The 18146-nt window shown below is 56.3% G+C and carries 17 protein-coding genes and 1 pseudogene; 12 read left to right on the forward strand and 6 right to left on the reverse strand.

Annotated elements, in window-relative coordinates:
• The 7 genes and pseudogenes from ehuC to T18_RS12590 all read left to right on the forward strand — a co-directional run.
• Window positions 1-420, forward strand: a 420-nt coding sequence (gene ehuC, locus T18_RS27665) for an ectoine/hydroxyectoine ABC transporter permease subunit EhuC (RefSeq protein WP_323455219.1), incomplete at its 5' end; no start/stop codon positions are given.
• A gap of 12 nt (window positions 421-432) precedes the next feature.
• Window positions 433-1125, forward strand: a complete 693-nt coding sequence (ehuD, locus tag T18_RS12565) for an ectoine/hydroxyectoine ABC transporter permease subunit EhuD (RefSeq protein WP_004431448.1) — start codon at window positions 433-435, stop codon at window positions 1123-1125.
• Window positions 1122-1901: an ectoine/hydroxyectoine ABC transporter ATP-binding protein EhuA gene (gene ehuA, locus T18_RS12570; protein ID WP_038495532.1), complete on the forward strand. Its 780-nt coding sequence runs from the start codon at window positions 1122-1124 to the stop codon at window positions 1899-1901. The genes ehuD and ehuA overlap by 4 nt, the downstream gene beginning before the upstream one ends.
• A 207-nt stretch (window positions 1902-2108) precedes the next feature.
• Window positions 2109-2633: a GNAT family N-acetyltransferase gene (locus tag T18_RS12575; protein WP_038495529.1), complete on the forward strand. Its 525-nt coding sequence runs from the start codon at window positions 2109-2111 to the stop codon at window positions 2631-2633.
• A 693-nt stretch (window positions 2634-3326) separates the two neighbouring features.
• A pseudogene (locus T18_RS27670) lies at window positions 3327-3722 on the forward strand (flagellin); the annotation flags it as partial.
• Between the two features lie 972 nt (window positions 3723-4694).
• Window positions 4695-5171, forward strand: coding sequence for a flagellin (locus tag T18_RS27675; protein ID WP_272870602.1), 477 nt, complete (start codon window positions 4695-4697; stop codon window positions 5169-5171).
• 689 nt (window positions 5172-5860) lie between these two features.
• Complete coding sequence (locus tag T18_RS12590; RefSeq protein ID WP_038495521.1) at window positions 5861-6346, forward strand: cupin domain-containing protein; 486 nt, start codon at window positions 5861-5863, stop codon at window positions 6344-6346.
• Window positions 6347-6415: 69 nt separating this feature from the next.
• On the opposite strand, the gene T18_RS12595 is transcribed toward T18_RS12590, so the two are convergent.
• Complete coding sequence (locus T18_RS12595) at window positions 6416-7012, reverse strand: TetR/AcrR family transcriptional regulator (RefSeq protein ID WP_038495518.1); 597 nt, start codon at window positions 7010-7012, stop codon at window positions 6416-6418.
• A gap of 81 nt (window positions 7013-7093) precedes the next feature.
• On the opposite strand from T18_RS12595, the gene bdcA reads away from it, so the two are divergent.
• Window positions 7094-7801, forward strand: a complete 708-nt coding sequence (gene bdcA / locus T18_RS12600; RefSeq protein ID WP_038495515.1) for an SDR family oxidoreductase — start codon at window positions 7094-7096, stop codon at window positions 7799-7801.
• Window positions 7802-7928: 127 nt separating this feature from the next.
• On the opposite strand, the gene T18_RS12605 is transcribed toward bdcA, so the two are convergent.
• Entirely contained in the window at window positions 7929-8633 is a 705-nt protein-coding gene (locus T18_RS12605) for an anti-sigma factor domain-containing protein (protein ID WP_038495512.1), read from the reverse strand.
• Window positions 8630-9175 carry a sigma-70 family RNA polymerase sigma factor gene (locus T18_RS12610; RefSeq protein WP_025594844.1) on the reverse strand — a complete coding sequence of 182 codons (546 nt, stop codon included), beginning with the start codon at window positions 9173-9175 and terminating at the stop codon, window positions 8630-8632. Before T18_RS12610 ends, T18_RS12605 begins: the two co-directional genes overlap by 4 nt.
• A gap of 204 nt (window positions 9176-9379) precedes the next feature.
• Between T18_RS12610 and T18_RS12615 the strand changes: the two genes are divergently transcribed.
• Both T18_RS12615 and T18_RS12620 read left to right on the forward strand, forming a co-directional pair.
• Window positions 9380-10168, forward strand: a complete 789-nt coding sequence (locus T18_RS12615) for a DUF4394 domain-containing protein (protein WP_038495509.1) — start codon at window positions 9380-9382, stop codon at window positions 10166-10168.
• Between the two features lie 534 nt (window positions 10169-10702).
• On the forward strand, window positions 10703-15088 hold the full coding sequence (locus T18_RS12620; protein ID WP_244469491.1) for a putative Ig domain-containing protein: 4386 nt from the start codon (window positions 10703-10705) through the stop codon (window positions 15086-15088).
• A gap of 56 nt (window positions 15089-15144) precedes the next feature.
• Here T18_RS12620 and T18_RS12625 read toward each other — a convergent pair whose 3' ends face one another.
• The 3 genes from T18_RS12625 to T18_RS12635 are packed head-to-tail and all read right to left on the reverse strand — an operon-like array spanning window position 15145 to window position 17108.
• Entirely contained in the window at window positions 15145-15846 is a 702-nt protein-coding gene (locus T18_RS12625) for an SDR family oxidoreductase (protein WP_013761022.1), read from the reverse strand.
• 19 nt (window positions 15847-15865) lie between these two features.
• Window positions 15866-16396: a lipocalin family protein gene (locus T18_RS12630; RefSeq protein WP_038495503.1), complete on the reverse strand. Its 531-nt coding sequence runs from the start codon at window positions 16394-16396 to the stop codon at window positions 15866-15868.
• Window positions 16397-16427: 31 nt separating this feature from the next.
• Window positions 16428-17108 (reverse strand): hypothetical protein, encoded by a 681-nt coding sequence (locus tag T18_RS12635; RefSeq protein WP_233284972.1) that lies wholly within the window; start codon window positions 17106-17108, stop codon window positions 16428-16430.
• A gap of 127 nt (window positions 17109-17235) precedes the next feature.
• Here T18_RS12635 and T18_RS12640 point away from each other — a divergent pair, with 127 nt between their 5' ends.
• Together T18_RS12640 and csgH are read left to right on the forward strand one after the other, a co-directional pair.
• Window positions 17236-17673 carry a curlin gene (locus T18_RS12640; RefSeq protein ID WP_013761025.1) on the forward strand — a complete coding sequence of 146 codons (438 nt, stop codon included), beginning with the start codon at window positions 17236-17238 and terminating at the stop codon, window positions 17671-17673.
• Window positions 17674-17738: 65 nt separating this feature from the next.
• Window positions 17739-18137: a curli-like amyloid fiber formation chaperone CsgH gene (gene csgH, locus T18_RS12645; protein ID WP_013761026.1), complete on the forward strand. Its 399-nt coding sequence runs from the start codon at window positions 17739-17741 to the stop codon at window positions 18135-18137.
• Window positions 18138-18146: the final 9 nt, after the last annotated feature.

Here is an 18146-nt window from a genome sequence, read left to right on the forward strand (position 1 = left end):
GTCACCACCGGCGTCATGGTGCTCGCCGCCCATGCGGGTGGGTATGGCGCCGAGATCGTTCGCGGCGCGTTATCTTCCGTTTCGGTGCAGCAGCTGGAAGCCGCACGAGCGCTGAACTTCACGCGGATGCAGACGCTGTTTCGCATTTCCTTGCCGCAGGCGATCGTCGAGATGATGCCGTCCTTCGGCAATCTGGCTATCGAAACGCTGAAGCTTTCCTCACTTGTATCGCTGATCTCGATTGCCGACCTCACCTTCGCGGCACAGTCGATCCGCAACCTGACGCTGGATAGCACCAGCATCTATTCGATCACACTCCTCTGTTATTTCGCGATGTCGCTGATCCTGATGGCCATCATCCGGGTGATCGAACATGTCGTGCGGCGCGGCAATGTGTTTCCGCGCACTCGCCATTCGTAAGGATATTCAGTCATGATGTATGGTTACGAATGGGACACGACCACCTGGATCACCTACACGACCTCGATCCTGCCCATCATTTTGATCGGCCTGACGGTAACGCTGAAAGCAGCCGCCGCCGGCTTTGCCATCGCGCTTATTCTGGGGCTGGTTTTTGCGCTGCTGCGCCGCAGTCGGGTGAAATTGATTTCCTGGCCGACCGCAGTTGTTGTCGAATTCCTTCGCGACACTCCGCTTCTGGTGCAGCTTTTCTTCCTCTACTACGTTCTTCCGGAATTCGGCATCGTTCTGCCGGCGTTTCTCACCGGCGCGCTGGCGCTCGGCCTTCAATATGCCGCCTATACGTCTGAGGTCTATCGCGGCGGCATGGAGGCGGTGCATCATGGCCAGTGGGAAGCCGCGACTGCGCTTAATCTGACGCGCATGCAGACGTATCGGGATATCATCATCCCGCAGGCCATCCCGCGCATAGTTCCGGCCATGGGCAACTATCTTGTCGCCATGATCAAGGAAACGCCGGTGCTTTCCGTCGTCACGGTTCTAGAGATGATGGGGCTGGCAAACATGATCGGCGAGCGCACCTTCGAATATCTGGTGCCGCTGACGCTTGTCGGCCTGATCTTCCTTCTTCTGACCATAATCTGCTCAGCAGGCCTCAGCCGCCTGCAAAGGGCGCTTCCAAAAGCAGGAATACCCTTGCGATGACAAACAACACCAATCAGCCGCTGATCGAATTTTCCGATGTCACAAAGCGGTTCGGCATTTTGACGGTCCTCGACCAGTTCAATTTCACCGTGGCAAAAGGCGAAAAAGTCACTCTCATCGGTCCTTCCGGCTCCGGTAAGTCGACGGTTCTGCGCATTCTCATGACGCTGGAACCGTTCCAGGAGGGAAAGCTGACGCTGGCGGACATTTCCTACCATCAGGCAGGCGGCAAAGGCCCCTTCCAAGCCTCGGAAAAACACCTGCGCCAGATCCGTAACCACGTCGGCATGGTTTTTCAGAGCTTCAACCTCTTCCCTCATATGACGGTGCTGCGCAACATCGTGGAGGCGCCGGTGCGTGTACTGGGCATTGCCCGTCCGGAGGCAGAAGCACGGGCGATCGCACTCCTGAAGATGGTTGGCCTGGCCGACAAGAAGGATCACTATCCAGTGCAGCTTTCCGGCGGCCAGCAGCAGCGTGTCGCGATTGCCCGCTCTCTTGCCATGCGCCCGCGTGTCCTGCTTTTTGACGAACCAACCTCCGCCCTAGACCCCCAGCTGGTCGGCGAAGTGCTTTCCGTCATCCGTGGCCTGGCCCACGAGCACGATTTGACCATGTTACTTGTTACCCACGAGATGCGTTTCGCTCGGGAAGTGTCGGACCGGGTCTGCTTCTTCGACAAAGGGCGTATTTGTGAGCAAGGAACGCCAGAAGAAATCTTCGGCGCACCAAAGGAAGAAAGGACCCGCGAGTTCCTGTCATCAGTTCTCAGGTAACAGCATTCTCACAGGCGCAGAAACAGCCAACCATTAGGCAGCATTACGACGCGTCGTTTTCCTTGTTCAAGTGGGTCAGTTACAAACGGTGTGGGGCCTCCAAGATATCGTGCATGACCCGGGTTAATTGACATCATGTCACCTCCTGATTTTTGGTTACGGCCTGATACCCGATCGCAAAAATTCCTGAACACACTGGAGTGTCACGTGCCCCTCATTACAACGACCGAACGGCTGCACATACGCGAAATCGTGGAGGCCGATCTCGCTTTTCTCGCCAGGATTTATAGCGACGCCGTCTGTATGCAATATTATGCTGGCATCAAGTCGCATTTAGAGACGCGCGCATGGTTTCAGCAACTCGCGTTCGACAGCTACAATCGCCATGGCTTCGGTCTATGGGCCGTTGTCGATGCAACATCGAACGAGGTCATCGGTGATTGCGGGATTACGCTACAGCAAACCCCTGCGGGGTTCGAGCCTGAAATCGGGTATCATTTATGGCGCGAATTCTGGGGACAGGGTTTTGCAACCGAGGCGGCGATCGCCTGCCGCGACTATGCTTTTCAAAATCTTGGTCTGCGCAGAGTGGTCAGTATCACCAGCTCGGACAACATACCCTCGCAAAAGGTTGCGCAACGCGTGCACGACAGGAAAGAAATCTATCAGAAACGGCTCCGCGGTACGCTCGTGGATCGCTATCTCTATATCAGCGAAAAATGCTATCCCTAACAACCTGCGTTATCCATCGCGGACGTCACTCAGGCTCTATGATCTGCCCGCGCGGTAAATCAGCTCCCTCAGCATGGCGCAGGAATACGACCAGCGGTCATCCTCGCGCTTGAATTCCGGGTCGGACATCGCCGCGATCTCATGGAGGTAATTAGGTTTCAGCCACAGAAGGAAACATCCTGCGACGCCCTACCGACGCGCGAAGTCCTCCTCGGCAACCACAGCGGTGCCGTAGACCTAGCCGGCCTTCTTGGCGTCTGAAGACGTTCCGATGGAATTCGATTTAAATTTTGAATAAAGGAATGCTGAGAGCGCTACCTCACTAGACGCCGAGGGAGAGTGGCGCGGCAACGTCTTCGTCGAGCGCCTCTGGCGGCCGATCAGATACGATAAGGTGTACCTCCACGCCTACAAAACCTGGTTTGATGTCCGCGTTTGTATCGGTCGATCGCTGACTTTTGACAAACCCTAAGCCCACATTCATCCCTTCCAGGAAAACGGCAGGATCAGGCTTACTCCAACGCGCGATGACAGCAATGATCGCGGCAGCATACATCCTGAGAGCGAAAACGGGAGGAGGCTGCTAGTCCTGACAACACATTGACAACGTTTCGTTAACCATCCAAATGCTTGTATTAGTACATTAAAAATTGCTCATGAAGAGCCCGATTCTAGCAAATTCTGAGCTTGTACATGGCATCAATCCTGACCAACAGTGCAGCCATCTCTGCGCTGCAAACCCTTCGCTCAATATCTTCCAGCTTGGAGAGTTCCCAAAAAGCTGTGTCATCTGGGCTACGGGTGGTAACGGCTTCCGACAACGCGGCATATTGGTCAATTTCAACAACCATGCGCTCCGACAATGGTGCACTCTCTGCGGTTCAAGACACACTTGGCCTTGGCGCGGCAAAGGTTGATGTTGCTTACGCGGGTATCGATTCAGTTATCGCCGTGCTGGACAAGTTCAAATCAAAGCTTGTCGCTGCAACCGACGAAGGTGTGGATAAGACGAAAATCCAGACTGGGTTGGATCAACTAAAAAAGCAGATTGTCAGCACCGCAGAATCCGCGAGTTTCAGCGGTCAAAATTGGCTGAATACCAACATCATCGACATATATGACAGCGCGTTGAATAGATCGTCGGTCGCTTCTTCGTTCGTGCGCTCGGCGTCCGACGTCTCCGTCAAAACGATAGGTATCGATCTTTCGAAGATATCGCTCTTTAACAGCACGGGCGGCGGGCTGCTTCAGGCAGACGCGCGGGACATAAAAACAATCGGCGGACTTCGATCCTTGATATCCACGTCGAATCCTGAGGCTATCGTGAGCGACTATACAGCGTATGACGGCGTTGATGGATCTTCGGGATATATGGTTCCCCGATATGAATTGGGAAGCGCAGGCACTGTTTTTCTGAAGTTCCCGGCTGCAACACCTTTGGACTTCAATCAGCCAGGAGCTGAGATCAGCTTTACAATCATCTTGGACAAGGAGGCTTCCAATCCAGATGGTCATGCCGGGGCTACTGGCAACATCCAGGAACTTCCCGGACCCTATTATGGTGGTTACCCCGCAACCGTCACCATTACCAAAGCAGATGTCGATGCCTACAATGTCGGGCTAGGCGGGATCGTCTCTACGAATACCCAGTTTGCCGGGGTGCTCAACGCAAAGCTCGTGTCACTTGGTGCGTCAGCATCGGCTAACCTATTGACAGGCTCCCCTCCGATCCACGATCCAGAAGCGATAGCAATCACGACGCTTCAGCAGCACGGATACGGCTCCTATGTCGAGATCTCCGCCGTCAACAGCGTTGGCGTCAGTACAGGCGGCCTTCAGCCAGACCTCGATTTCGGATTTCGTGGCTCAGGCGTCGCGCTGAACTTCGAGCCATTTATCGTTCATAGGGATGGAAAGGACGAAGCCGGCATCGATGTTAGCTTCACATTTTCAGTGAACGGTTCTTCACCTGTTTCCTATTCGTTTAACCGGCACTACGTGAATGAAGTGCTGAACCGCGACGACGGCAAGGTCTCGTCGCCAGAGGACATGGCTACTCTAATGCAAGCCTTACTTGGCACAGACTGGCCAGATCTCATTATTCAAGCTGACGCAGGGTCGGTTGTCATCAAGTCAAATCCAGATGTGGATAGACAATGGGGTGCTGGAACACGAATCAACTTCGATAATATCCGGGTTAGCAACGAACCACGCTCCACCCTAAATTTACTCGACCTTGACATCGTAAAGAACCACGATCTGATCGATACCTACATAACGTATATTGAAAATGTGACAGCCAATTCGATTGACGGGGCAGCTATGCTCGGAGCAATTCAAACCCGCATTGATTTGCAAGCGGGTTTCGCCGCAAGCCTCTCAGATTCGATTAGCAGGGGAATTGGCCGCCTGGTGGATGCGGATATGAATGAGGAATCGATCAGGCTGAAGGCCCTTCAAACCCAGCAGCAGCTCGGTGTTCAATCGCTACAAATCGCAAACAGCCGCTCGGAGACCATCCTCGATCTATTTCGCTAGTTCCGGGTCGATCGATTGAAAGTCGCCGCGCCGCTGTGGTTCAATTGGCCCGCCCCTCCCAAACAGTCGCAAGGTGTTCTCCTGATTGATACTTTAGATAGATTGCAAATATGAGTCGCAAGCGATAAAAAATGCCGCCGCGCGTCCCCTGAAACAGGCCGCGGCATGAGGCCTCGTCGCTGTATTGCGAGCGACAGGCCTCTTTTTGAATACGACGCACGCACAAAAATGCCGCAGTAGTGAGCGGATTTTATTGTTCATTCTTGCAGCGTCCGCTGCCTTGGACACGATTCTTCCCTAGACCGCAGCTTGTTTGTAGCTCAGTATTTCGAGCTGCGATCACCATACAAATCGTCTTTCGGTTGTGATCGTTGCAGGAGGTTAAATCTTTAAGAAATTTATCGAGGGGCCCCTCGCCACAAAACTCAAGCCGATGACGGCGAAACCTCGTACAATATTAAGCTGTGCATATTGCTGACCAGTGTCGCCATAGCCCCATACCTTGAACATCATCCGCGAACATGCTCCCGCGACCACTTTTGGGTTATCATAGTCACTGATGGAACTGCTGCGCCGGCACGTTTATCCAATCGTAGCGCGAATGGCTGGCCAACCTCGCTCTGGCGGCGGAACAAGTGGTAGCTAGCTTAAAGGGTCTTAAGCCGACCAAATACCCAAGGAACATTCATATGAAAGTTGAAAAAATCACTTTCGATCCAAGCTGTCGGATCCCCAATAACCAGACCTTCCCTGTCATCATCTATCGACAAGTCGGCTCGCCATTCGATTCCGCTGCTTTCGAGGCACAGTTCGCACGAAACGGATGGCGCGGCATATGGCGGAATGGAGTGTATGACTACCACCATTACCACAGCGGCGCGCACGAGGTTCTGGGCGTCGAGCGCGGTGATGCGACATTACAGATTGGAGGGCCGCACGGGCAAGTCTTTTCCGTTACGCAAGGTGACTGTCTGGTTTTGCCCGCCGGTACGGGCCACATGAAGCTGAAATCCTCTGCGGATTTTCAGGTTGTCGGCGCTTATCCACCCGGCCAGGAGGCCGATATTCAGACGTCTGCACCAACCAGTGCGATGCTTGCACAGATAAAGTCTTTGCCAAAGCCGACAACCGACCCCGTGCACGGAGCATCAGGTGGCCTGATCGATCTCTGGTGAGAATGAGCTAGGTTTTCGAAACCTGCCAGCTTCCTACACTAATAAGAAGTATTGAGACTGCTCTGAGATTCAAGCCTCGGAAAGCTCCTGCTTCACCGCTCCCCCCGCAACGCGCGCAATACTCAGGAGCCGCTCCACGTCGCGGCCAATCCGCGCCATTGCGGAGAGACCGACCATGGTCGAACTCACGAAATCCGCCAGACGCTCAGCCTCTTCCGGATGGCGCGCGGCAATATAGGAGCGGATCACGCCCTCTGCCGCCGTGTGAAAAACGCTGGCTGCGGCACGCGCCTCTTCATCGTCGCAGCGCGTGCCTTCCAGAACGAGGCAACCAGGGGCTGCGGAATGAGCTGCATAGCGTCTTGCCGCATCTTCGAGCAACGATGCAAGGCACTCGCCAACCTCACGATCCGGCCGCAGAATATCGGCAAGAGGAATTGCTTCCGTTCCGGCATAGAGATCAAGAGCCCTCTTGTAGAGGCCCATCTTGCTGCCGAAAGCGGCATAAAAGCTTGGCGGGTTGATGCCTAACACCGAGGTAATCTCCGCGACGCCCACAGCATCAAAGCCACGCGCGTGGAAAAGCTGCTTGGCCGTGGCCACAGCCTGATCAGGATCAAAACGGCGCGGACGGCCGCGGGAGCGAATGTTTTTTGTATCGGTCATTACATAATATCTTGACGAGTGAGTTATTCGGTATTTATGTATCGATCATTAAATTAATTTTCAAGGTCATGGAGAGTGCTCGTGTTTCAAGGAAAATCCGTTCTGGTTCTCGGCGGCAGCCGAGGCATAGGCGCAGCCATCGTGCGGCGGTTTGCAGACGAAGGTGCAAAGGTAACGTTCACCTATGGCGCATCCCAAGGTGCGGCGGAACACCTGGCGAAGGAGACGGGCAGCACTGCCATACGGGCGGACAGTGCTAACCGCGACGAAGTTATCGGCGTCGTGCGTGACAGTGGTCCTCTGGACATATTGATCGTGAACTCCGGGATTGCCATTTTTGGCGATGCTCTCGAGCAGGACCCTGATGCCATCGACCGTCTGTTTCAGATCAACATCCAGACGCCCTATCACGCCTCTGTGGAGGCGGCGCGGCGGATGCCTGACGGTGGCAGGATCATCGTTATCGGCTCGGTCAATGGAGACCGGATGCCGGTGCCGGGCATGGCCTCTTATGCCGTTTCCAAATCGGCCTTGCAGGGGCTGGCGCGCGGTTTGGCACGCGACTTCGGGCCACGCGGCATCACCATCAACGTTGTGCAGCCCGGCCCGATCGACACCGACGCGAATCCGGAAAACGGGCCGATGAAAGACCTGATGCACAGCTTCATGGCACTCAAGCGCCATGGACGGCCGGAGGAAGTGGCCGGCATGGTGGCCTGGCTTTCCGGGCCTGAAGCCGGTTTTGTGACGGGCGCGATGCACACGATCGATGGCGCATTTGGCGCCTGATAAGCAGATTGCCTGATTGTTTGCGGCCGGTTTCGGGACAGCACGATGGTGTTGCTCCCGAAACCGGCGAATAGAATGCGGCGAAGGAAATTTCGCCGCGATCTTATCGGTTTTGCCTTTGGGTGATCTATCGCGGCATTCGGGCGAAGCCCTTTGCCAAGATTGGGCCGGTTGGCCTGCCTGTTGGTGATCCGCCTGCCTGCTCAAGCGTGATCTCGTAGAGCTGGTCGCTTCTCGGGGTCGGTAAAGCCGGTCCATCGAGACGCGCTGAACGGACGCCATCGATCAGGCCGAGCGAGACCGGGCCAACATCCTTGGACGGCAATGTCCATACCTGGATCGTCTTGTCTCCAGGCACTGCAAAATCGGCCAGCATCCGCACGGTTGCTCTTTCGTTGCCGAAATCCTCAACAACGGCCTGAACCTCACCCGTCTCGTTGACGAGGACTGCGATCACCAGCGGCTCCGTTGTCCGTGTCAGGCTAAACGTAAGGCCGGCGGCGAGCACGACGGTTGCGGCAATGGCGGACACGGCAATGGCGCGCCAGCGGATTGTGCTGTTGTCGTTTGCCGTGTGGGTGGGCTTGAGGGATACGGATTTCGACTGGAGCGGCAGGCGGGATTCGATGTTGCTCCACAATTCGCCCTTGATGGCTGCCGGCTCGACGGCAGTATCGAGCGGCAGAAAACGCTCACGGCTGGCCGCGATTGCCGCCCGCAATTCGCCATCTGATTCCATTGCTGCTTCAACAGCCTTGGCTTCGGAGGTCTCCAGCAAGCCCAATACATAGTCATCGGCGATGGCGGGAATATCTTTGCGCTCCATCATCATGCCATGCACTCCCGAAGCGCCGAAAGGCCGCGCCTGATCCAGGACTTCGTCGTTCCAAGCGGAATGCGCAACCGGCCAGCGATTTCGCCGTGGGAATATCCGGCCACGTAGGCCATCAGGATGCCCTGTCTCTTTGTCTCCTCAAGACCGCCGAGACATTCATAAAGGCGTGAATTCCGATCAAGCTTCTGCCATGCGGCCATTACTTCATCTGCCTGCGCGCCATCGCGGAGCGTTTCAACATCCTCCACGGGGAGTTCACGCCTGCTGTCGCGCAGAAGATTAAGCGCCCGGTTTCTGACGATCGCGTAAATCCAGCCGCGCGCCGACCCCTGGTCTGCCCGATACTGGTGCGCATGGGTCCAGATGCGCACGAAGCTCTCCTGTACCACCTCTTCCGCCAGTTCCCTGCGCTTGACGATGCGCTCTGCCACTGCAATCAGCCGGCCTGCCTCGCGATCGAAAATCGCACGCAATGCGTTTTTGTCCCCTTTTGCGCAGGCAGTAAGCGCCCTGTGGAGATCGTCCGGCACGGAGCCCATCTGCATTTGAAACCTTTCAACGTCTGATCGCCAGCATGGTCGGCTTAGGCATAATACCCATCGTGGCGGCATATGGATGCATCTCGCAAATATTTTTTCGCTGTCTGCATCCAAATGCACCCTGCCCGGTGTCTTGAACTGTGGAAGCGTCGAAAACCAACCGCTGGACGCCTTCCGAACGGTTCAACGCACGGGAGAAACACCATGAATATCATCCGCTCCACTCTGATCGCCTCCGCCGCTTTCGCTGCATCGGCAAGCATCGCGGTTTCAGCACCGGTCCTCGGGCTAACCGGCGACAAGACGCTCGTCATGTTCGACACCAACAAGCCTGCCGTCACAAAGACAATGGATGTCACCGGCGTCGACAAGCTCATTGGCATCGATTTTCGCCCCGGGAACAAGACTGTCATCGGTGTAACGCCGGACCACCGCATCGTCTCCATCAACCTTGAGACAGGTGCTGCAACCGATGTGGCCAAGATGGACAAGATGCTGACCATGACCGAAGCGCCTGTTGTGGTCGATTTCAACCCAGCAGCGGATCGTCTTCGTTTCATGACCGGCACGACCAATCACCGCGTGCATCCCGATACCGGTGCGGTGACGGTTGATGGAACACTGGCTTTTGAAGATGGCGACATGCACAAGGGAGAAGCGCCAAACATCGTTGCCGCCGCCTATACCAACTCTATCGGCAAGCCGGAAAAGACGGCGATGTACAATATCGACGCGACCATCGGCGCCCTGGTTCAGCAGACGAAGCCGAATGATGGCACACTGAAGGCAATCGGCAAGCTCGGCCTCAAGGACATGCCGGCAACCTACGCATTCGATATCCACGGCGAGGAAGGCGGCAAGAACACCGCATACCTGGCCGCCGGAGACACGCTCTACACCGTCAACCTCGAAACCGGCGCTGCCACCGAAATCGGCGGGATCACAGGCGCAGACAACGGCTTGCGCGACATCACTATTCTTCCCGCGATGTGATTGGGGGTCGTAGACTGGGGATTTTAGTTGTCAGAAAGGGCTGGTCCGGTTGTGCGGGCCGGCCTCTTTTATTTAATCGGTAATGTTGACGATCAGATATTCGGAAACAGATCTTTTTGTTGGGGTGTATGACAGTCGTCCATTAACGATCGAGCGTAAGCCAACGAAAATATTGATAACACTGACACATACACCCACCGCCGTCAAAGAACCGATAAGTCCCCGCGACACCTTACCAGTTCCCTCAGTCTTGCCGTATCGCGCACCACATCGTCTTCGCTATCTTTCCATAGGCAAACACAAATACGGCACACCCTGTTCGAAATGCGTGTCTAACTCGAGATATTTTTCACCTAATGGTTGACTCCATGTGATCTATTTAAATACCTGCTACTAAAAGTTTATGCGCATATTCTAATGCTGGGGGGCATGATGGGTGGCAGGTTGAGCTCGTGGAAAGTCGCTGCAGGTCGTGCGGTGTCCTGTCTTCATACGATATCCAGAACGGGCGCCATCGCTCTTTCGCTTCTCCTTGTGATAGTGACACAGGCGCTTGCCCAGTCAGTCACGGTTTCGGCCGTCCCTGCGACGTTCAATGGCCTTGGCGATAACATCCGTTTCGATTACGTCATTGATCCCGGCTCCTACACCATCACCAGCATCAATCCCACAACCACGTCCATCAAGGGTGCAGTAGTATCCTGTCCCAGCGTGGGCAGCGGCCTTGAATGGCCCAACAAGCTGACATGTACTGCGGCTTACCGCGTCGACGAACTGGATGTCATGGCCGGGCAGTTTTCGGATTTCGCCAGTTTCTCCGGCACCCGGGTGGGCGGACATTCTTTCAGCTTTACCAGCAATACGCTCGTCGTACGCGCCGTAGCAGGCGGGCCTGTCGTCCTGTCGGTAACGTCTTCGCCCAACCCATCCTTGCCCGGCCAAGAGGTGGAAGTCACGGCAACCGTCTCCTCCATGGGCTGCAATGCCGGCCAGTCGCCTCCGGGGAGCGTCAGCATTTCCGTCGGTTCCCAATCGGCCAATCTCGGTCTGGCGCCGACCGGGCCGGTGAGCCCGGCATCTTCCGCCACCTTCCGGACGACGAGCCTGTCATCCGGAACATATCCAGTAAGCGCTTCCTACACAGGAGGCAGTGGCTGCAGCACATCTTCCGCAAGCGGCTCCAATCACACGGTCGAAACCAAACCGACTGTGACGATCAATCAGGCAACAGCGCAAGCGGACCCGACGTCCCGGTCGCCGATCCTGTTCGACGTCGCTTTCGACAAACCCATTGTTGGCTTTTCCGGCGCCGATGTGCAGCTGTCCGGCACGGCCGGCGCCGCCACGGCCACGATTTCTGGTTCCGGTGCAACCTATCAGGTGGCGGTGTCGGGCATGAATCGGGCCGGAACCGTTGTTGCAACGATCCCAGCCGGAAGTGTCACGACACCGGCCGGCCTCGCAAACGAGGCGTCGACGAGTTCGGACAATTCGGTCTCATACGACCCGGTCAAAATCACCCCTGTCGCGATTGCCGATCCAGCCTATCAACAGGTCTATGGTCCGGTGGGCCTGACCGCGAGCGGCGGTAGTGCGCCTCACAGCTTTGCGGTCTCAGCAGGCACGCTGCCCGGCGGGCTTTCTCTTTCCAGCAACGGTGAGCTGACCGGCATTCCAACTCAGACCGGCAATTTCAGTTTTACCGTGACGGCAACCGACTCTGACGGTGCGACAGGAGAACACTCCTATTCCGTTTCCATCGCGGCACCCGTGATAGATATAAGTCCCACTTCCATCCCCAATGCGACGTATGACATAGCCTACAACCAGACCCTAACAGCCTCGGGCGGTTCATCACCACACAGCTTCTCAGTGAGCACGGGCTCGCTGCCGCCGGGCCTTTCATTGGCTGGCTCCGGCGAGCTTTCCGGCACGCCGATCTTGTCGGGCACCTATAACTTCACAGTCACCGCATCCGATGTAAATGGCCAGACGGGCAGCCGCGCTTATTCCATTAGTGTCGCATTCACTCTGCCCGATGCGCCGGTGGGTCTGATGGCAACCGCCGGTGACACCCAGGCGGCCGTATCCTTCCAGCCGCCGCCACGCAATGGTGGTGTGGCGATCACGGGTTATATCGTGACAGCGACCCCCGCAGATGTGGCGCCGGTAGCAGGGGGGAACAGCCCCATCGTTGTCACAGGCCTAACCAACGGCCAAAGCTACACGTTCACGGTTACCGCCGAAAATGCTGCCGGTCAGAGTGTCGCCTCCGTTCAATCAAACAGCGTCACTCCGAAAGCGTCACAGACGCTCACGTTCAACAATCCGGGGCCGCAGACGTTTGGAACGACGCCCACGCTGACGGCTAGCAGCGATTCCGGATTGACTCCGATTTTTACTTCCGTCACGACCGGCACCTGCACAATTACAAGCAGTGGCCTTCTGACCTTTGTTTCTACAGGCACATGTACGATCAATGCGGATCAGCCCGGCGACAGCGATTATCTTCCTGCGAGCCAGATCACGCGCTCGTTCACCGTCAATCCACAGGCACCTGTGGCCAACGCGGTCTCGGTCAGTGTCGCACATGATTCGTCCGACAACGTCATCGCTCTCAATGTGACGGGTGGAGACCCGGCCAGCGTCGCCATCGCCACGGCTCCGTCCAATGGCAACGCGACAGCAACCGGAACCATGATCACCTATACGCCAAGACCGGCATATACGGGTCAGGACAGTTTCACCTATACGGCAACGAATGTCAGCGGTGTGTCTGCGCCTGCAACCGTCACAGTTTTGGTCACGGCGACGACACTCGTCTTCTCTCCCTCCGCAGGACGGCTGACGGATGCATTCGTCGATATGCCCTATAGCCAGACCGTCACAGTATCAGGCGGCAATGCACCCTATCAATATACGAGCAGCGGCGCGCTGCCCGATGGCCTCAACCTGAATTCCGCCACCGGAGAGATCACGGGCAATCCGACGACGGAAGGAAATGCGAGCTTCAATATCACCGCACGCGACACCAACGGCGTTACCGCTTCTGCTGCCTACACCATAGCTGTCCTGGTTGCCGCGCCTGTCGCAAGCGACAGCACAGTAACCGTCGTCGCAGATAGTACCGGCAATCCCGTACCTCTCGGCATATCGGGAGGCAGGCTGGACACAATCGCTGTTATCACCGGCCCATCACACGGAACTGTCAGCGTGATCGGCACCAGTGTTACCTACACGCCGAACAGCGGCTATTCCGGCACCGACAGCTTTACCTATTCGGCGAGAAACTCTTCGGGCAATTCGTCCGCCACGGTCACGATCACAGTTACACCGCCAGCGGGCGCCCTCGCCCTTTCACCCGCAGGCGGAGCTTTGACGGAAGCGATGGCAGGAGAAGCTTACAGTCAGTCCATCACGGCTTCCGGCGGCACCAACCCGCTGCTCTACAGCCTTGCCGGCGGTACATTGCCAAAAGGTATGATCCTCAATCTTTCAACCGGTGAACTCACAGGTCCGCTGGAGACCGAAACCGAGGGTGACTATAGCTTTACCGTTCAGGTGCGGGACGCTCGAGGGGCAACCGCTGCAGCAGCCTATACGCTGAAAGTGAAGACCCGCGAAATCAACGTCGCCAACCGGGAGATCAGCGTAGCGCCGGGCGCAACACCGCCGAATATCAATCTCGCCACAGGCGCCACGGGCGGTCCCTTCACCGGCGCCGATCTCACCTTTGTCAGTCCTGCCAACGCCGGTCGGGCAAGCATCGTGAACGGCGAATTCGCTCAGGCCGGCGGTACGCAGGCGACGGGATTGTACCTCAAATTCATCCCCAATCCCGCATTCTCGGGTCAAGCCCGGGTGGGTTTTCGTCTCGTCAGTGCACTGGGTGCCTCCAACGAGGGGACCGTCACCTATAATCTCGGTTACGATGCTGCACAGGTGGCAGACGAGATAAATGATCTCGTGCATGGATTTGTCCGCGCCAGACAGAACATCATCGCGTCAACGATCAAGGTGCCGGGCCTTCTTGAACGGCGACAGATGGTCAACGCCACCAGTGCCGTCACTTCACGTGCAATGCCTTCCGGAGAGGGCATGGTTCTGAGTTTCGCCACCAGCCTTGCGCAGATCGAAGCTGCCCGAAACAACGCCGATGGCGTGACGAGAACGGAAATGCCGCTTTTCAACATCTGGCTTGACGGCTCGTTCCTCGTCCACAACCGGGATGAATCGGGAAGCAAATGGGGCAGCTTCGCCATGGTTTCAGCAGGTGTGGACTATTTGCTTTCCGACAAGGCAATGCTTGGTTTTTCCTTCCATTTCGACCGCATGACGGATCCGACGAACGGTGACAACGAGTTGACCGGTAACGGCTGGCTCCTTGGCCCCTATGCCTCGTTTGAAATCGCCAGAAGCGTTTTCTGGGACAGCAGCCTGCTGTATGGCGGCTCTGCGAACGACATCGATACACCCTTCTGGGACGGATCCTTCGATACCAGCCGTTGGCTTTTCGACACGTCGATCTCGGGACGCTGGGACATCAATGACGTCACGACCTTCACGCCCAGATTTCGAGGTGTTTATCTATCCGAGACTATCGAAAACTATACAGTCGGCAATGACGTTGGTGACCTGATCGAGCTGCGCGGTTTTAAGGAAGAGCAACTGCGTGTCAGCCTCGGCGCCGAGATTGCGCGCCAGATTTCCCTTGAAAACGGTTCCATCATGACACCGAAATTCGGCGGAACAGTTGGTGTTTCGGGGCTGGATGGAGAAGGCGCCTTTGGCTCCCTCAGCACGGGAGTAACAGTTGAGACTGCGGAAAACTGGTCCATTGACGCCGGCCTCCTTTTTAACATTGAAGGCGATGGGGAAACCTCGGCTGGCGCAAGAGTGGGTGTCAGCAAAAAGTTTTAGACCAGGGGCTTCGTCACCATCACAATCGTCGGATAATCCCTTGCAGACGATGGCACTCACCATTCGATCCTTGAACCGTCATAGGCAAAAAACTGCCCTGTTTGTGCCGGTGTGAGACCATCGATTGTTTCCATCAGGCGCGCGGCAGACTGCTGCGGGGTGAACAAGTCTTTGCCCTTCGAAAATTGCTTGGACAGCTCTGTTTCGACTGTTCCGGGATGAAGCGCCACGATGATGGCCTGTGGGTTTGTGCGGGCGATTTCGATGGCTGCGGTTCGGATGATCTGATTTTGAGCGGCCTTGGATGCTCTGTAGGAGATCCATCCGCCCAATCTGTTGTCGCCAATCGAGCCAACGCGCGCGGACAGGGAGGCGAAAATGCTTCGCCCGTCTCTGCGCAGAAGCGGGGTGAAATACTTGAGCAGCAAAGCAGGGCCTATGGCATTGACCGCAAACTGCCTCGCCATTTGAACTTCGTCGATCGCCCTTATCGATTTTTCGGGACCGGCACCATCGACCGTCAAGGCACCGGTTGCATTGAATATCAGGTCGAAGGAGCCGCGCTGAGCCTCCAGACGGGCGGCAACTTCGCGCACTCTGGTTTCGTTCGTTATATCGAGACCATCGACGCTTCGCGAGAGCGGCAAGGCGAACGCGCAACGAGGGTCGGCCTCGAAGTGCGACAACAGGGCTCCACCAATGCCGCCGGATGCGCCCAAGACGATCGCCCTGTAGCCATTTTCAAGCGACTGCATCATCCATGCGCTCCATCAGCTGTTATTTCTGGACCGGAAACTCGAGCTTGCTGACGTCGTAGCCAAGCTCACGTGCTTTCGTGATCATTTTATTGAGCTTCGTTTTGGACGGGATGTTGCGGGCGTAGATCCACACATCGCCGGTCGACGGGTTGGCGCTGATGAACCAGGACTTATCAGGCGATTTGTAGAAAACCCAATAATTGAATGTGATGAAAAGAGGGTAGCGAACGCGCATCTTCGCATTGGTTGATCCGAAATCCTCGATCTTGCCGACGCCGTTCACCGTTTTGAGGCGACCCTTCGGATTTCCTGCTCGACAGCCATCTTCTATCAGCACTTCATCCGCCGATGCTCCCTGCCGATAGGTGGAATATCCTGCAACACATCCGTCTGTCAGCAACATGGGTGTACGGCCGATTTCAAGCCAGGTACCGCGGTAATGATCGAGACCGACGGCAACTGGTTTGGGGGCTGCGGAAACCGCAAAACCGGCAAACAGAACCAGCGAAAATGTCAGGGCACCAATCACGCGGTTACAATGTCTAAGCATAAACTCCTCCTGTCGATGGCACGGCTCTTGTTCAGATTTCGGTTCGCCGTGAAATGCCGGCATATCTAAGGGCGATAAAGACCATGAGGCTGGCGGCAGAGAACGCATTCAGATTGAGAAGCGTTGCAAGATCATCTGCCGACCAGGATTGCAGCGGCGCGCCGAGAAACGTCCGCGAGAAAAAGAAAGCGATGAAGACGAGGATTGCCGTCGCATATTGCCAGAGCTTCTCGTCTGCGCGGAACGACATGGCTGCAAGCATGATGCAGGCTGCGAAGAAAAATTCGGTGCCAGAAGCCTGGCCGAATAGTTTGGTTTCAAACAGCGTGTCGATTGTTCCCACCAAAGGGAGAGCGAGGCGCGCGGCCAAAGGGGATTTTTTCGCCAGGAATGGTATCGCGAGAAAGAATGGCACCGACAATAGGGTGACAAGCGATGCCATGGCTCCGTCATCGACCAGATACCACACGTAAAGCGGATAAAATGGCTTGTTGAGGATGATGACCCAGGCAACGGTTATGGTTGCTCGTGTCAGATCATCTCTTGCAGCAGACCCTGCATTTGCGGGCTGGCTAGCGTGGCTTTGAAGCTCCATCGGACCCAGATTCGTCTCCCTTTTCGCCTGAACATTGAAGGCGCAAGCCATGTACGAAAGGCGAGCCAATTTGGTTTCATCCTGCCAAGAAAACTTTGTCATCATGTTCGTCACCATTGTTGCGACGCTGGGACCATACCCCGCCAATGAACCACGACTGAATAATCTCTTCAGCTTCCGTTCCAACGAGACCGTCTACAACAAAGACGTTCAACCGCGGTCTTATCCGCCTGAGGAGACAGTCATGATCCGTACGTCTTTCGTAGCAATTGCACTCTCCGCTCTCGTTGGCTTCACCGCCACGGCCCCCGCCATGGCCAACGATGTGCGCATCGAACAATATGGCTGGTCGAACTCTGCCGGTGGCGCACAGGAAGGTTATGGCAATCGGATCCGCACCTACCAGAACGGCGGCTATAACCGGATCGTCGGCCATCAATATGGTCGTCACAACCTTTCGGCTGTGGGTCAGGAGGGGCATGACAATTACGGCTCCACCTATCAGAACGGCAGCCGCAACGTGGCGGGCATCGGCCAGTTCGGCTCCAACCACACCACCATCCTGACCCAGGACGGCAACGGCAACATCGCGGCCGGCGTTCAGGTTGGCCGTGGCTGCAGCGCCAATGTGAACCAGGGCGGTAATGATAATGTCGCGGCCTTCGTGCAGGCCTGCCCGTAAGCCGCCGCAGGCCTTGACGTGCAACTGGTCGAGATCAAGTCAACAGATCATCAAGGAGACTAGCCATGCCCTACAGCGTCACACATCCACGCCGCCTGGCGGCTATCCTTGCCGTTGCACTGCTTCCCTTCGGCGCCATTGCAGCCATGTCGACCGCAAATGACCTGAGCGAAGGCAAGCTTTGCGAGATCAAGGCAACACCGCAGGCGGGCATGGTCAGGTTGGAGGCCTTCGCAAAGGGTAACACCGGTGCTGGAGGTACCTATGCCTTTCACGTCGAAAATTCAGGAGGCAGCGGGAGTTCCGTCATCAACCAGGGCGGCGGCTTTGATGCCGCTGCCGGGCGTTCGCAACTTCTGAGTTCGGTAACGCTTGGCGCGAAGGGAGCGCAGTACAAGGCAGTGCTAGATCTCGAAATCGATGGCAGGCGCTTCAGCTGCACGAAGCAGGTTGGCGGCGACTAGGCTGACCTC

This window comes from Rhizobium sp. TBD182 (assembly GCF_001950375.1).
GTDB lineage: Bacteria > Pseudomonadota > Alphaproteobacteria > Rhizobiales > Rhizobiaceae > Agrobacterium > Agrobacterium tumefaciens.

Excerpts from the sequence above, each read along its gene's own strand:
- T18_RS12635 (WP_233284972.1), bottom strand. The coding sequence starts at position 17,108 with ATGGTGACGAACATGATGACAAAGTTTTCTTGGCAGGATGAAACCAAA.
- ehuA (WP_038495532.1), top strand. The coding sequence starts at position 1,122 with ATGACAAACAACACCAATCAGCCGCTGATCGAATTTTCCGATGTCACA.
- T18_RS12615 (WP_038495509.1), top strand. The coding sequence starts at position 9,380 with ATGAATATCATCCGCTCCACTCTGATCGCCTCCGCCGCTTTCGCTGCA.
- csgH (WP_013761026.1), top strand. The coding sequence starts at position 17,739 with ATGCCCTACAGCGTCACACATCCACGCCGCCTGGCGGCTATCCTTGCC.
- T18_RS12595 (WP_038495518.1), bottom strand. The coding sequence starts at position 7,012 with ATGACCGATACAAAAAACATTCGCTCCCGCGGCCGTCCGCGCCGTTTT.
- T18_RS27675 (WP_272870602.1), top strand. The coding sequence starts at position 4,695 with ATGCAAGCCTTACTTGGCACAGACTGGCCAGATCTCATTATTCAAGCT.
- ehuD (WP_004431448.1), top strand. The coding sequence starts at position 433 with ATGATGTATGGTTACGAATGGGACACGACCACCTGGATCACCTACACG.
- T18_RS12610 (WP_025594844.1), bottom strand. The coding sequence starts at position 9,175 with ATGGGCTCCGTGCCGGACGATCTCCACAGGGCGCTTACTGCCTGCGCA.
- T18_RS12590 (WP_038495521.1), top strand. The coding sequence starts at position 5,861 with ATGAAAGTTGAAAAAATCACTTTCGATCCAAGCTGTCGGATCCCCAAT.
- T18_RS12605 (WP_038495512.1), bottom strand. The coding sequence starts at position 8,633 with ATGATGATGGAGCGCAAAGATATTCCCGCCATCGCCGATGACTATGTA.
- T18_RS12640 (WP_013761025.1), top strand. The coding sequence starts at position 17,236 with ATGATCCGTACGTCTTTCGTAGCAATTGCACTCTCCGCTCTCGTTGGC.
- T18_RS12630 (WP_038495503.1), bottom strand. The coding sequence starts at position 16,396 with ATGCTTAGACATTGTAACCGCGTGATTGGTGCCCTGACATTTTCGCTG.
- T18_RS12625 (WP_013761022.1), bottom strand. The coding sequence starts at position 15,846 with ATGATGCAGTCGCTTGAAAATGGCTACAGGGCGATCGTCTTGGGCGCA.